Below are 15096 nucleotides of genomic sequence, written 5' to 3'. Positions count from 1 at the left end.
TTTGTAATAGTTATATTGCACGGAATTTGTTTTTAATTTTTAATATTCTTTTTTCTATATAAAAATAGGATAATGATGCTGTAATTATTGTCATTGTTAATATGCTTACATAAAGCACTATGTTACTTATGACTGATGTTTTCGTAAAGTAAAGTGAAAAATTTCTCATAATTAACTCGATTATTATCCAGTGGTACATATATAAACCGTATGATATTTTTCCGAGAAATTTAAACACGGATGGTTCGAAATTAAATTTGCTATTTATAGAAGTAGTCAATATTAATAAACCAAAAAGTACGGCATAAAATTCTGAAGTAAAATATTTTATTTGAAATCCTATGCACCATAATGTAGTTGCAGTCATAAAAGAACCGATAAGAATCAAGTTATTGTCCAAAATATTCAGCACCTTGCTTTTATTATGATAAATCACAGCGAAAAAAGCACCAACTGCTATGCAATTAAACTTTGTCCCATAAAAGAATTTGAATGTGAAATCCATTAATTGCTGATTCGGATATACTCTGTTTAAAGCAAACAAAATGATATGCGGCAAAATTGTAAATGCAATAAAAAATGTTACTAAAAATACTATTAAGTATTTTTTCTTTAGATATTTAATGATAAACGGCCATACAAGATAAAATTGTTCTTCTACGCCAATAGACCAAATTTGTGGGCTTGCTTCCCATCCGTAACCTAACGCGTGTGATATATTAGGAAAAATTGTAAAGCATAATACCAGTGCAAATGTGGTGGGGGTATAGTCAAGTAAAATTATGGACACAATTAATATAATATAATATAAAGGCCAAATTCTAAGCATCCTTCGTATGTAAAATTTTTTTAAACTTATTTTCTTATAGATTGTTTTTTCTTTTAATAAAAGAAGTGTAATTAAATATCCGCTTAAAACAAAAAACAAAATAACCGCAATGCACCCCCCTGTGTTAGCGAAAAATGGATAATCAAAATAATTTGATGTGTTATACTTTTTTTTAAAAAGTTCAATATGGTAAATGACTACTGCAAGTGCCGCGATCGCCCTAAGGGTATCAAGTCCTTTTATGTAAAAGCCACCTTCCTTCATTTAATCTAATTTTTTGCAAATAGAAGTTGATATTATTTTGCGAGTTGTCTTTTCAATATTTCACCTACAAACTTGATAACTATTTCTTTTTTGCGACAATCCCGCAAAATGGTGAAAAGTGTTTACTATTAAAAATGAGTATTTTTTTTAACAGCGGCAAAACTTTATATATTACTTTAATCAGAAATTTTTTGAGCTGGTTTCTTTTTTGTTCCTCTACCCAAAAATCAAATCCCTGAAAATAGCCCTTATCTATAATCGTGAATCCTTCTTGTATTAATAGTTGTTCCCATTTGTCAGGATTCATAGAATGAATGTTATGTCTTTTTAAATTTATTTTATCTAATGTATAATGTAATATTCTTTGAATAATACCTCTGAAGTTTGGAGTTTCAATAATAATAAATCCGTTCTCCTTAACTAAGGTGGAATGTTTTATTACTACACTTTCCCAATCAGTAAAATGTTCAATAAAGCCAAGTGAATATACAATATCAAATTGCTGATTGGTAAAATCATATTCTAAAAAATTCGCCCTAATAAATTTACCGACTTTGTATTTTTCTTTCACCAGCCATTGAGGCAAGTCAGTATCTGTACCGGGCAATAAGTCAATCCCATTGAGTTCATATCCCAAATCTCCGAAAATTGTTAAGTACCTTCCCGGGAAGCACCCGATTTCAATACAACTTCCCTTTTCTTTTTCTATAAATTTTTCAATCCATATTTTAATAGGATTATTGAAATCTACCTTATGAAAAGCAATATTATTATTTAAAGATTCCCAGAAAGTTTTCTCAGCTAAATTATGATTCATTTTGTAGATAGTTCAATTCTTGCTTGGGGGACACAAATAACATCTTGCCTTTTATATTTTGGGAGTTCAGGGTTTGATGGATTAATTGTTATGCTGTTTTCAATAACATAAGAATAAGGCACATTTCTGCCTTCTCGTATACCTACATCTATAAGATAATTTCTTTCCGCAAAATTGCAGCTCTTAATATCAAAAAGAATAGTATTGATTTCCGGATTACTTGACTTAAAATTATCAAACAGATGACTTGCAATAGAAAAAATTTTAACTCTATTAGTTGTGTAGCATGTAATATCGCATTCCCATCCCGGCTTCAAAAAATATTTTGGCCATACGATTTCAATAATTAAATTGCTTTCATCATTCCATGATTTATCGTTTTGAAAATATCCTTTAACTTTAATTGGCAGATTAGGATTGTTACTTTGAGTAATAATAGACATCTTATATTTTTCAATTACACTTTGAGTATTGGCGTTCATTATTATTTTTCCATTATCAATCAAAATACAATTGTTGCATATGGATAATATTAAACCCAAATCGTGACTTACAAATAAAATAGTTCTTCCATCCTTTTTACTTACATCATCCATTTTTTTAATGCACTTTTTTTGAAAATCTACATCTCCAACAGCAAGCACTTCATCAATCATCAATATTTCCGGTTCAAGAAACGCAGCGACAGCAAAAGCAAGCCGCAACTGCATTCCGCTGGAATAATGTTTTAAGGGAGTATCCAGAAATTTTTCTACACCACTGAAATCAACAATCTCATCAAACTTGTTTTGTATTTCCTTTCGTTTCATTCCGAGAATAGAGCCGTTCAGAAAAACATTTTCTCTTCCTGTGAGTTCCGGGTGAAATCCTGTGCCAACTTCCAATAAACTCGCAATCCTTCCTCTTGAAATTATTTTTCCTTCTGTGGGGGGAGTTATCTTGGATAAGATTTTCAGCAGAGTGGATTTTCCTGCTCCGTTTTTTCCGATGATGCCGATGGATTCTCCGGGAACAACATCAAAGGAAATATCTTTCAAAGCCCAAAACTCTTCGGATGCTGGATACTGGATATTGGATACTGGATTTTTAAAAAAAGATGTTATTGAGTCGCGCAAACTTAAATAGGGCTGCTGTTCGTGACGGATACGAAATTTTTTAGAGATGTTTTTTATTTCAAGTATTGGTTTCACTACGCGAGGTCAGCAAAATAATATTCCGTTTTTCTGAAATAAAATAATCCCGCAAAAAATAATAGAACAGAAACAAATATGCTGGTAATAACTAATTGAATGTTCAGCGCTGCATGTGTAACAGGCGAGCGAATCAACTCAATGGCTCCAGCCATTGGGTTGAGCGAAAGAATTTTTTGCGCCCATTCATATTTTATGATGGACACAGGATAAATCACAGGAGTAAGAAATAATAATATCTGTATGAAAAATGGAATTATGTAGCGGAAATCGCGGTACTTTATATTTAATGCTGCGAGCAATGTTCCCAATCCAAAGGTGGACATGATGGTGATGAGAATACTTAACGGAAGATAAATCACAATGGTTGCATCAACCGGATGACGATAGTAAATTAAAATGCCGATGTAAACAACAAGCGCCATGAAAAAATCAAACAGCGCAACCAATATGGAAGACATAGGAATGATTAATCTCGGAAAATAAATTTTTTTGATGATGCCTGCGTTTGACACCATGCTGTTGGATGCGCTGGAAAGTCCGGAAGAAAAAATATTCCAAAGCAGTAATCCCGAATAAACAAAAACAGGATAAGGGATATTATCGGATGGAACATTCAGTCCTTTGCTGAAAAATAAAGTAAACACTACCATCAGCATGAACGGCTGGAGAATCGCCCAAAGCACACCGAGAACAGTTTGCTTATATTTTACTTTAATATCGCGCCATGTGAAAAAATAAAACAACTCGCGGAATTCCCGGAGTTCTTTTAATCCGAGAGAGATTTTGCTGACTGGTTTAATTTCGTATTGCATTAAAGATGGCTAGTTTTTTTCATTCTTAATTTTACAAAGATAGTGTATCTTTGTATATTGATTAGATAATCGAAAGACAATGCGTTGGAGAACATTTTATCTGTTTGTATTTTTTTCTGCTACCTGCAATTTGTTTGCACAACCCAACACTATTCCGGGATTGCGTCTTTGGTTTGAGGCAGATAGTGGAATTGTAATTGACTTGATAAGTGGAAAGGTAAAAATGTGGAACGATATTAGCGGCAATATGAATAATCTTGTTCAGAGCGATACTTCTTTACAACCAGAAATAATAGTAAATAATTCTAATTTGAATACAGACAGTATTCTTAAATTTAATCTTAAAAAACTCGTTTCTATAAATAATATTAACATTTCTGGTGATGCTGCTTATAGTGTTTTCATAGTTAATAAATATGATTCTATTTTTTCCACCAATACAGGGGTTTTGGGATGGGGACAAAGTGCTGTTCCACTGGGGGCATGTGGTGTATTGGATTATTTGAATACCGATACCGCAAAATATCATGTTGTATACAGTGGAGGTAATAATGCAATATTTACTCAAATGGATACCAATTATAACATCCTATCTGTTTTAAAAACTCCTGGTGCCATTAATGCAACTAATCAAATGTTCAAAAATGGAATCCAACTCCCGATGCAAGTAGGTTCTTCTGCAAGTAATCCAAATTTTACAAATACGCCTTTGACAGTCGGACAATGGACTGACTATAATAATCCTGCTTACAGATTAATTGGCGATATTGCAGAAATAATAATTTATGATACTGCTTTAACTTCTACCCAGCGCCAGCAAGTCGAACAATATCTCTCCAACAAATATGCTCCTCCGGTAAATCTTGGAAATGATACTACAATTGCTTACGGCTTTTGCCCTTTTATACTAAACGCGCATAAAGATTGGTTCACTTCTTATCAATGGAATACAGGACAAACAACGGATTCAATAATGATTAATTCAAGCGGAAGTTATGCTGTAAGTGTTACAAATATATTTGGCTTTACTTCTTCTGATACTATTAAAGTAATTTACCCCGGTAACTTTTCTCCTTTTCCTGACACAACGATTTGCTACGGCACCTCTATCAATTGGAACACGCAATTAAATAAAACCGGATATACTTTTCTCTGGCAAGACGGTTCTACTGATTCTCTCATTGCAATTACAAAAGCGGGAACCTATTCTGTTCAGGTTTCAGATACGAATGGCTGCACATTTTATTCTTCTCCAATAATTATTTCTGTTGATTCATTCTCCTACACAACAACTCTGGGAAAAGACACTTCCATTTGTTCAGGCGCAAGCATTGGCTTGACAGTTGGCGCAAGCCAGGCGGTAAATTATTTATGGAGCACGGGAGCAACTTCATCTTCCATTGTTGTTACAACTTCGGGAACCTATTCTGTGACCGTGCAAAATAATTTAGGATGCACTGCAAAAGATACCATCAATGTAACTATAAAAGGAGTGAAACCCGTTGCTGCTTTCTCCGCGCCTGATGTTTGCTCGGGCGATACAACTTTTTTTAAGGATTTATCTGCTGCCACTTCTCCCGACAGCGTTTCAGCATGGAACTGGAACTTTGGCGATGGAAATAATTCCTCTCTGCAAAATCCCCCGCATACGTATACATCTTCGGGAACTTTTTCTGTAACGCTTACTGTTTTCACCGATTCGGGCTGCGTTGCAACTTTTCCGGATACTATTCATGTGTATGCAAATCCAATTGCTAATTTTAATTTCACCACGCCTGCCTGTTCCGGAAACCCAACCTATTTTATTGATGGGTCATCAGATTCTCTCGGAAGTATTACTGTGTGGAATTGGAATTTTGGCGATACTAAAACCGGTTCGGGGAAAAACATAACTCATATTTACCAAAGTGCCGGAACTTATTCCGTGCAATTAATTGTTACTTCCGACAAGGGCTGCACGGATACTGTTGTGAAAACAGTAACAGTTAAATCCTCGCCTTCGGCTTCTTTCACCTCCACCTCGGTTTGTGCGGGAAGCAATACTTCTTTTGCAGGAAGTTCTTCTGACCTGAATGCAACTTACGTTTGGAATTTCGGAGATGCCACGCCAAGCGGTTCGGGAAAAAATATTCAACATCCCTATGCATCTGCAGGAACGTATAGTGTTGTGCTCACCGTTATCGGACAAAACGGATGCACCACCACTGATACAGGACTTGCAATGGTTTACAACAATCCCATTCCGGGCTTCACCATTCTTGATTCTGTTTGCCGGAATTCTCCAGTGCATTTTTCTGATGCAAGCACGGTAACAAACAGCACCATTGCTTCGTGGAACTGGCTTTTCAATAATGGAAACCCTTCTTCTTCTTCACAGCAAAATCCGGTGGTTACCTATTCTGCAACGGGAACAAATGTTGTTTCGCTCACGGTTACTTCCGCGCAGGGATGTTCGCTTACGGTTGCAAACACGGTGGTGGTTCATCCGCTGCCCCAGCCGGCTTTCACTTTTTCTCCGCAGTACGGTTCGCCTCCGCTTGTCGTGAATTTCACGAACACTTCCACAGGAGGAAATTCCTATCTATGGAATTTCGGAGATAATTACCAGAGCGGAATTGTAAATCCTGCGCATACTTACCAGGACACCGGAACTTATATTATTCAACTCCTCGCATCGAATCAATTTGGCTGCGAAGATTCTATGCGCGATACGCTCTATGTGGTTTCGCCTTTGCTCGATGTGGCGGTAACGGCTGTGAGCGGATTGAATCAATCGAACACGCTGAAAATTTATGCAACGCTTCTCAATGCAGGAACGCTGTTTGACACCACCATTGAAATTTCTGCCTGGCTCGATGGCGGAATTCCTGTTCACGAAACATGGAGCGGCTTGTTGAAGCAGAAGAATTCCATCGTCTATGAATTTAATTCTTCGTTTGAATTGGGAGATAATCAGAAACACAGCATTGTTTGCGTGGAAGTGAAAAATGTGAACGGGAAACAGGATGATGTTTCTTCGAACAATAAAAAATGCGCTGCCATCACCAATGAATTTACATTGCTCGACCCGTTTCCCAATCCAACTTCCGATGAAATTTATTTTCTCTTCGTATCGCCCGATGCTTCTTCTGTGAAAGCGGAAATTTACGATGCGCGCGGGCGGCTGGTGGAAAATCTTTTTGACGGAAATGCCGCCAGAGGGTTGAACCAGATTATTTACAACACATTCAAACTTGATAACGGAATATACGTGCTGAAACTTTCCGGCAAGGAAAAAGTGCTAATGAAAAAATTTATGAAGCGATAAGAAAAGTATTTGCGTAGTTCAATCGGATAGTCGTTTTCTTAATTCTTTGGCAGATTCTTTTTCAAAATATTCTATTACAGCATCAATAATTTTATCCGGTTGCAGCAAAAGAGGTTTAATATTTTTAAGCGCTTGAGCCGAAAGCAACGCCCTGTCCAGGAAAACTGAAATGGGGAAAGTAATGCCGAATTTCTTTTTGACAAGCGATACTAATTTTACGGCAGAAAACTTTTTTTCATGAATTAAAAAATACACATCAAAGGCATCCTTCGGGTCATGCCTGTCGAGCATTGCCATTGTTTTATTGGCAGCCATATCGGTAAGTGAGTCCACGAAGATTCCTTTCCATTTCTTTTTTTTTCCAAGTGCCGGAAAATCGTAGTGGACAAATTCCAGACGGAGTGTAGAATCATTATGCAGAAAAAATTCGTACCGGCTGTAAATTCTTTTTTCTTCCACTCCGGATAGATTCGTTTTTTTGCGAAGTGAATTAATGAACTCAAGAATAATTTCATGAGAAAAAGGATGCGAAGAAAATAAATCTATATCTTCTGATTTCCTGTGCTGGAGATGGAAAAAAGAAAGAGCGGTTCCTCCTGTCCAATAAAAAGAGCCGCGAAGGGGAGAGGAGGAAAAAAGCGAAAGGGTTTCTTGCTGCAATTTATCCAGTTCGAATCTTTTTCTTTTTGCCATAAAGTTTAAAATACGCTTGCAGCATAAGTTTTACGCCCGGCTCAAGTTTGAGGCGGGTAAAATATTTTGCAATGTCCTCTGCGCGAATTCCCTTCCAATTGTGGTAATTAATTTTTCTTTCCAAAAACCATATCCATTCGGCATCGCTGCGGGGTCTCCAGTTTTTTTTTATTTGATAATCCCAAACGTAATCCATAAAATCTTTTTACAAATATAAGTATTATCTGTCGCTCTTCTCGTAAAAATCGTGCTGAACTCACGGTAAGAAAATTATTTTCCCCTCTGTAAAACTTATCCTTACTTTCGCTTCCTTCCTAATCATTAAAAAAAATAATCATGGCAGACCAGAAAGAATTAGACGCGCACTACACCATCATGGATAAAATTTTCCGCCTGAGTTTGGGCGAAAAAGGCGCGTATAGCTGCGCGCGGTTTGACGGAGATTTTTCCCTTACCACTGAACAGGCGCAACTGAGAAAATATGAATTCATAGAGAAGCATTGCAACATTAAGTCCGGAACCAAAATGCTCGACATGGGTTGCGGCTGGGGGCATTTTGTAGATTATCTTACAAAGAGAGGAGTGGATGCATACGGAGTAGTGCTCGCAAAAGGCCAGGCGGATGCGTGCATAAAAAACGGATTGAAGGTAAAAGAAATGAACTCCAAAGAAATTACTCCCGCAACCTTTGGAAGGTTTGAAGCCATCACCGCTATGGGAAGCCCCGAGCATTTATGTTCGGTGGAAGAATACAGGGAAGGAAAGCAGAAAAAAATTTACGATACTTATTTTAAGCAGGTGGCGGATTTACTTCCCGTAGGCGGAAGGTTTTATTGCCAGGCAATGGTGTTTGGTCCGAACATGGTGAAGTTTGAAGACATTAAATTCGGGCAAACCGATTTATGGAAAAAAGATTTTACCAATGAAGAGTACATGGATATTATCTGCGAAGTGTTTCCCGGCTCGTGGCTGCCCTATGGAAAAGAAGGATTGACGGAACCCGCTTCAAAATATTTTAAAGTGATTACCATTGACAGCGGGCGATTAGATTATATCGAAACCATTAAGCGCTGGACGGCAGCATTCACCGCTTTCAACTTCCAGAAATATTTGCTCTTTGCTTCCATGGCTCCGCAGTATCTCACCAGCGCTTCTTTCCGCAGATGGATGCGCAGATTTAAAATACAGGCGAACCTCCATGTTTTCTACAGGGAAATATTCGAACACTACCGCATTGTTTTTGAGAAGGTGAATGATTAATCCGGAAAATCCGGAATCATTTTTTCTTTATCTCTGAAATCTGCACGGGCACTGTAAATCTATTTCACCACCGTAACCGTGCCTGTAAAATTATATTCCCTTTTGAAAACACTTGTGAGTTTTACTTTCCAGACATATACATCCTGCTGAACGGGCTCACCCGAAGTTCCGGTTCTTATAATTCCATCCCACCGGCAGGCGGGAGTTTGCGGCAAATCGTTCACGTGGCAATGGAAAATTAAATTTCCCCAGCGGTCGAAAATAGAAAATTCATAATCGGCTATTCCAATGCCTGCTCCGAAAAAGAAATCATTTATTCCGTCTCCGTTCGGAGTAAAGGTGTTGGGAATATAAAATGCGTATTGGTTCACTTCTATTTCCTGCATCACCGTGTCTTTGCAGCCGTAGTACGAAGTGGCAATAAGCGTAACGGTGTAAGTGCCCACATTATTGTAAACATGCGAGGGAAACTGAAGAGTATCTGTTGTTGAATCACCGAAGTTCCAGAACCACTGCACCGCACCGCCCGTTGTCAAATCCGTGAAGGCAACTTCATCCACCAGCGTGATATTCGCAGGAGCGTACGAAAAATCTGCCTTGGGAAGCGGATGCACCACCACCGCAAGCGCAAGCGTATTGGCGCAGCCGTTGTTGGAAGTAACCGTAAGCGCTGCATTGAAAGTTCCCGAAGAAGAATATGCATGCACCGGATTCTGAAGCGAAGAAGAATTTCCATCTCCAAAATTCCAGTTCCACGAAGTGATGCTTCCTGAGGGAATGGAAGATAAATCGGTAAACAATGTGGTATCGCCCAGGCAAACGGTATCGGTTGCAAAGTTCACTATCGGCAATGCGTACACGGTAATGGTCTGCGCAAGGGTATCCTTGCATCCTCCCGATGAAGTTACAATTTGCGTAACGGTGTAAGTGCCGTAAGTGGCATAGGTATGCGAGGGGCTTTGCTGCGTGGAAAAATTTCCGTCACCAAAGTTCCAGTTCCATTGCGAGCCGCTCGAAGAAGTGTTTGTAAATACGCTGGGGGAAGTATAACATACCGCCTGCGCAGACCATCCCGCCACCGGAAGCGCCATTACCACTGCGGGCAAAAAAGTATTGCTCTGGCATCCGCTGTCGGAAGTAACGGTGAGCAGCACGTTAAAAGTTCCGGCAGATGTAAATACATGGCAGGGATTCTGCGCGTAAGAAATATTGTTCGGTCCTGAATTCAGGTCGGCAAAGTTCCAGCTCCAGCCCGTAACCGTTCCCGAAGGAATGGTGGAAAGATCGCTGAAGCAGGTTTGATTTCCGAAGCAAACGGTAGTGGAAGAAAAAGTTGCATTCGGCAGGGGATTGACAGTAATGATATGAGAAATTGAATCTATGCATCCGAAAGAATTCACCGCCACTAATTGCACCGTGAAAGTTCCGTAAGCGGCATAGGTATGCGAAGGATTTTGCAGCGTGGAAAAATTTCCGTCACCGAAACTCCAGTTCCAGCCCGTAATAGTTCCGCTGGGAGTGGAGGACTGGTCGGTGAAGGAAGCGGAATTGTTGAAGCAAACATTGGGCGCAAGAAATGCAGGAACCGGTTTGGGATTCACCGTAACAGTAAGATTATCGGAGGCAGAGCAATTATTCGCATCGGTAACAATCACCGTGTAATTGGTGGTTGCGGTTGGGCTTGCCACCGGATTTGAAACAAGCGGATTGCTTAAAGCGGCTGCAGGAGTCCATGAATACGTTCCTCCTCCGCTTGCATTCAGCGCAATGGAATTTCCAAAACAAATACTGCCTCCTGCCCCTGCAACGGCAGTGGGACCCGGAGTAAAGTTTACAACAATACTTGTATCGTGTGTGCATCCGTTGGCATCGGTAACGGTGATGGAATAATTTCCTGCGGCTAACCCCGTTGCCGTGGAAGAAATCTGGGATGTTGGATTCCACAAGTAAGTGTAGGTGCCTGTTCCACCTGCCGCAGTTACCGAAGCAGTTCCATCGGAGCGGTTGCAAAACTCAGTGGTGGTGCTTGCAGCGATTGAAAGCGCGGAGGGCTGCGTTATGGTAACCGATGTTGTAAATGTGCATCCGTTGGCATCAATAACCAGCACTGAATAAGTTCCTGCGATAAGCCCGGTGGCAGTTGGAGTGAACTGGCTGTTGCTCCATGCGTATGTATAAGGAGGCGTTCCGCCTGAAGGCGCGGCAGTGGCAGAAGTAGTTCCCCCGTTGCAAAGAACAGCAGCGGCAGTAACAGCGGCAGTAAGAAGCGGTGGCTGTGTAATGGTAACTGTGTTCACGGCAGTGCTGCCCACCGCATCGGTAACAGTAACCGAATAAGTTCCGGCACAAAGCCCGGTGGCAGTTTGCGCTGTTTGACCGTTGTTCCATAAATAGGAGTAAGGAACTGTTCCGCATAAAGGAGTGGCAGCGGCTGTTCCGGTGCATTGTCCGTTGCATAAAATATTTTGCCCCGCAACCGTAACGCTCACTGCGGGAATTGAAAAAAGTTTTACGAAGCCGCTGGTTCCGTTGGCTTGCGAACCTCCGCCCTGCGCACAGCCCGCGCATAAATCGGGGTCAGCGCTGTTGCCGGGAGTTGCTCCGCTGCCCAGTGTGATGGTTCCGAAACTATCGCCACCACCGCCACCGGCAGCCCCGCAATCACCAATGCCGCAACTGGGACCTACGGGCGGAACGCCTCCGCCATTGCCGCCATTTACATATCCGCCACCACCGCCACCGCCTCCACCGCCATCGGCAGTATGGCTGGTGCCTGTATTTCCATTCGGAGAACCGCTTGACGATGCAGTTCCGCCACCAGCGCCACAGGCAGTAGAACTTCCGTTAATGCCGCCCGCGCCACCGGCTCCGCCTGCGCTGTTGCATCCGCCACCGCCACCGCCCGCGCCACCGGCAGCAACAATTACGGGAACGCCATTGAGCCGCACACCTGAAGAGCCGCCACCTCCGCCTCCGGGACCGGAGCAGGGGACGGGACCTGCAGCTCCGCCATTGCCTCCGTTTCCGTATCCCCAGCCGCCTCCGCCTCCGGGGTTGGTGGTGCATCCAATTCCGCCAATGCCGAGGCAGCCGGCATAGATGGTAAGAACATCTCCGGGCGCAACGTTAATGGTAACCGTAGCATAACTTCCTCCGCCACCTGTTCCGCCTACATAGGAATCAACGCCACCGCCACCGCCTCCACCTCCCCATGCCTTTATTTGTATCTGGCAAACTCCTGCGGGAACCGTATAGGTTTGCGTACCGCCCGTGCAGTTATAAGAGCCGAGCGCGGTTTGAGAAAAAACTTCCGGAGAAAATGAATGCAGCAGCGCGGCAATGATGAAAAGAGTTATTCCACTATTATTATTCCTTTTCATCTCCTCTTTTATTTTTAATCCGACAAAGATAATATAATGACGTATCCTCTGCCAATTGGTTGCTTTGTTTTGCATAAACAACTAATCTTAAATTAGGAATGTATACCGAAGGTAATTAGGTTTCCAAAAGTTATATAGAAGGTTGGAATAATGGAAGGATGGGAAAAAGCCAATCTTCCAATCTTCCACCATTCCATTCTTCCTGAATATTCTGATTTGCATCATTCGCATGCATTCGTGTTTTGGCATTATTTCTTCTTTATCTCCGCAATCTGCACGGGCATTCCTGCGCAGCCCCTGGGGTTATGTACTTTTAATTTCCGGTAACTGAACGCAACTTCCATTCCTTCCGTATCAAAGCCGGTGAGTGCGGGCAGGGGAATGAGCGTGAGCGTATCCATTTTAGTGACCACAATAATCTCTGCTCCGCAATTTGCTTTATGCTGAAGCGAAATTTTCCCTGCCGCCTGAATGTAATTTGGATTTTCTACAGGAGATTGCTGCTGAACCTGCGGTGCGCTCGCCACAGGCGCAGGAGTTTGTTTTTTGCATTTGCAACTGTTAAGGGCAATACACGCAATAAGTGAACTAAAAAAAATGTGAAACGTAAAACCTTTATTTCCCATATACCTTATACCTTATTTCTCTACTCCACACTCACTTTTACGGTTCGTTGAAAATTGTCGCTGATGATTCTCACTAAATAAATTCCCCGCGCGAATCCGAAAATGTTCATAGCGGTTTCAAGCGTTCCCGCAACGGGAGAAACTAATTGGCGGCTGATGAGTTTTCCTTCCAGCGTGTACAACCCGACTTCAAAGTTTTTTTCCGAAGTTAATCCTGTTGCTTTTATGTACAGCATATTTCCAGATTGAAACGCGTGCAGTTCTGCAGGAGCAGAGGAAAGAGACGGCACTCCTGAACTGCAAAGAGGAATCTGGAAAGAAAAAATCCGCGTGTTCAGCGAATGCGCTGTTCCTATGTATTGGTTCGTATGCCAGAAAGTAATTCCATCGGTGGGGTCGAGTGAAATATGCGAGTAGTCGCCCCAGCGGTTATCCGTCCAGTTAGAAGAGCCGGTAACGGGCGTGCTTTCGGCAAGCGTCATGGTGCCCAAACTATCGCAGGCATTTCTTCCCGTGTAGCGGATGCCCGGAAAAACCGATTTCGCTGAAGCAACATTAAACGCCAGCCCTATGTTTCCGTTCATGTCCATTCCTATTCCCGCATTCCAGCGGCTCACCGTATCGGCAGGCGCGTAGGTACTCTGCTGTGCAATGCTCCATTTATTGGTGGCGCTGTCCTGCCGCAATTCATACCAGCGTATGCCCGCCACTTTGTTTCCCGTATTCACCGGGTAACTCATCACTGCGGAATTGTAAGTGCTCCACCGCACGTACGGAATGCGGTACGCGAAAAATCCATCGAGCGCATCTAATTTAATAGTGGTGCCCGGCTGCGCAATATCCTGCAGGGTTCCCCCGGTGAAATAAGAATTGAACGGCTGCGTGGCGAGCGAATCATCCGCAGCGAGCGTTCCGGTTTTGGTGCTCCAGTTGGCGGTTACTTTATAAATATAAATCATGTCTTGGTAGGGAGCGCCCCAGTTATCATCGGTGTAATAAAATAAATATTCGGGCGAGCCGTAAGGGGGAAGTTGCCCATCGGCAAATAATGTTTGCGGGCACCAAAAACCATTCGGGTTGGGATTCACCGAAGGAATCACGATGAAGCCGGCAGTGGTATCGCCCGCAAGCATTTTGGTTCGGTCATACACGGTTACTTTCTGAAAATCGCAGTTGCAGGTTTCGTAATATCCGTCCGCCCAGATGGAAAACTTGGGGTAATCAATATAATCGGCTGAATCGGGTTCAAACGTGTAGAGATAATAACTTCCCGCAGGGTCGTTGGTGGCGGAAACTGCTATCAGCATCTGGACTTCGTTGCCGGAAACAGGAGGCACCGACTGGAACTCGGAAATAAACCAGCGGTCGGCAAACTTATCATACATCACAATCGGGTCGCCATCGTCAGTTGAATTCGGAAAGAGCGTGGCTAAATCAATGATGGCGGTAACGGGCACGCCTGTTTTGCCGAACACCTGGTAATTTGAATTCACGCATTGCACAAAATGATTGGGTCCCGCCATTCCCGTTGGGTCAAGCGGATACCATCCGTCAGCGCTGTAAGTGCCGTCAAAGTTTTCAATGGCGCCATGGGTGGAAACATTGCCTTCTGTTTTTTGCACCACCGGGTCTGCGGAAGTTGTTACAGAAGGCGGAGAAAACACGCGCGCAAATTTTCTTTTGCGGTCTGCCGCTTCGCCATGCGCTCCTGTTTTTTCTGCTGCCGGATTTTCTTTCGCCAACTGCCAAAGCGGTTTTGTAATTTCAAAATGGCTGCATTGTTTGAAGTACGAGCCATCGGCATGCCTGATTGTTTTTTGTGCGAACAATTGCGTGAAGGCGATGAAGAAGAAGAGCGGGAAGAATTTTTTCATGCAATAACTTTTTGCTAAGGTAAGAAAGTTGGGGAAAGCAG

At 42.1% G+C, this 15096-nt stretch carries 11 protein-coding genes; 2 read left to right on the top strand and 9 right to left on the bottom strand.

What is annotated here, in order from left to right:
* Positions 1-10: 10 nt before the first annotated feature.
* The 4 genes from HY063_02465 to HY063_02450 form a co-directional block, all read right to left on the bottom strand.
* A complete protein-coding gene (locus HY063_02465) occupies positions 11-1093 on the bottom strand; it encodes an acyltransferase (protein MBI3500631.1) in 1083 nt (360 codons plus the stop codon).
* A gap of 79 nt (positions 1094-1172) precedes the next feature.
* Complete coding sequence (locus HY063_02460; GenBank protein MBI3500630.1) at positions 1173-1910, bottom strand: class I SAM-dependent methyltransferase; 738 nt, start codon at positions 1908-1910, stop codon at positions 1173-1175.
* The gene (locus tag HY063_02455; GenBank protein ID MBI3500629.1) at positions 1907-3091 is read right to left on the bottom strand and encodes an ABC transporter ATP-binding protein; all 1185 of its coding nucleotides are present in this window, start codon (positions 3089-3091) and stop codon (positions 1907-1909) included. The genes HY063_02460 and HY063_02455 overlap by 4 nt, the downstream gene beginning before the upstream one ends.
* Before the next feature lie 8 nt (positions 3092-3099).
* Positions 3100-3915, bottom strand: a complete 816-nt coding sequence (locus HY063_02450) for an ABC transporter permease (GenBank protein MBI3500628.1) — start codon at positions 3913-3915, stop codon at positions 3100-3102.
* 79 nt (positions 3916-3994) lie between these two features.
* On the opposite strand from HY063_02450, the gene HY063_02445 reads away from it, so the two are divergent.
* A complete protein-coding gene (locus HY063_02445; GenBank protein ID MBI3500627.1) occupies positions 3995-7222 on the top strand; it encodes a PKD domain-containing protein in 3228 nt (1075 codons plus the stop codon).
* A gap of 18 nt (positions 7223-7240) precedes the next feature.
* Here the strand turns inward: HY063_02445 and HY063_02440 are convergent, their stop codons facing one another.
* Positions 7241-7915 (bottom strand): nucleotidyl transferase AbiEii/AbiGii toxin family protein, encoded by a 675-nt coding sequence (locus HY063_02440; GenBank protein ID MBI3500626.1) that lies wholly within the window; start codon positions 7913-7915, stop codon positions 7241-7243.
* Positions 7884-8111: a hypothetical protein gene (locus HY063_02435; protein MBI3500625.1), complete on the bottom strand. Its 228-nt coding sequence runs from the start codon at positions 8109-8111 to the stop codon at positions 7884-7886. Before HY063_02435 ends, HY063_02440 begins: the two co-directional genes overlap by 32 nt.
* 140 nt (positions 8112-8251) lie before the next feature.
* On the opposite strand from HY063_02435, the gene HY063_02430 reads away from it, so the two are divergent.
* Positions 8252-9175, top strand: a complete 924-nt coding sequence (locus HY063_02430) for a class I SAM-dependent methyltransferase (protein MBI3500624.1) — start codon at positions 8252-8254, stop codon at positions 9173-9175.
* Between the two features lie 59 nt (positions 9176-9234).
* On the opposite strand, the gene HY063_02425 is transcribed toward HY063_02430, so the two are convergent.
* From HY063_02425 to HY063_02415, 3 genes are all read right to left on the bottom strand, one after another.
* Positions 9235-12630 (bottom strand): PKD domain-containing protein, encoded by a 3396-nt coding sequence (locus HY063_02425; protein MBI3500623.1) that lies wholly within the window; start codon positions 12628-12630, stop codon positions 9235-9237.
* A gap of 173 nt (positions 12631-12803) precedes the next feature.
* Positions 12804-13181: a hypothetical protein gene (locus HY063_02420; protein ID MBI3500622.1), complete on the bottom strand. Its 378-nt coding sequence runs from the start codon at positions 13179-13181 to the stop codon at positions 12804-12806.
* 20 nt (positions 13182-13201) lie between these two features.
* A complete protein-coding gene (locus HY063_02415) occupies positions 13202-15055 on the bottom strand; it encodes a T9SS type A sorting domain-containing protein (GenBank protein MBI3500621.1) in 1854 nt (617 codons plus the stop codon).
* Between the last annotated feature and the right edge of the window lie 41 nt (positions 15056-15096).

The organism is Bacteroidota bacterium (assembly GCA_016195025.1).
Classification (GTDB): Bacteria; Bacteroidota; Bacteroidia; order Palsa-948; family Palsa-948; genus Palsa-948.
Note: the sequence above shows the minus strand (reverse complement) of the source record. Positions and strands in the feature narration are given on the sequence as shown.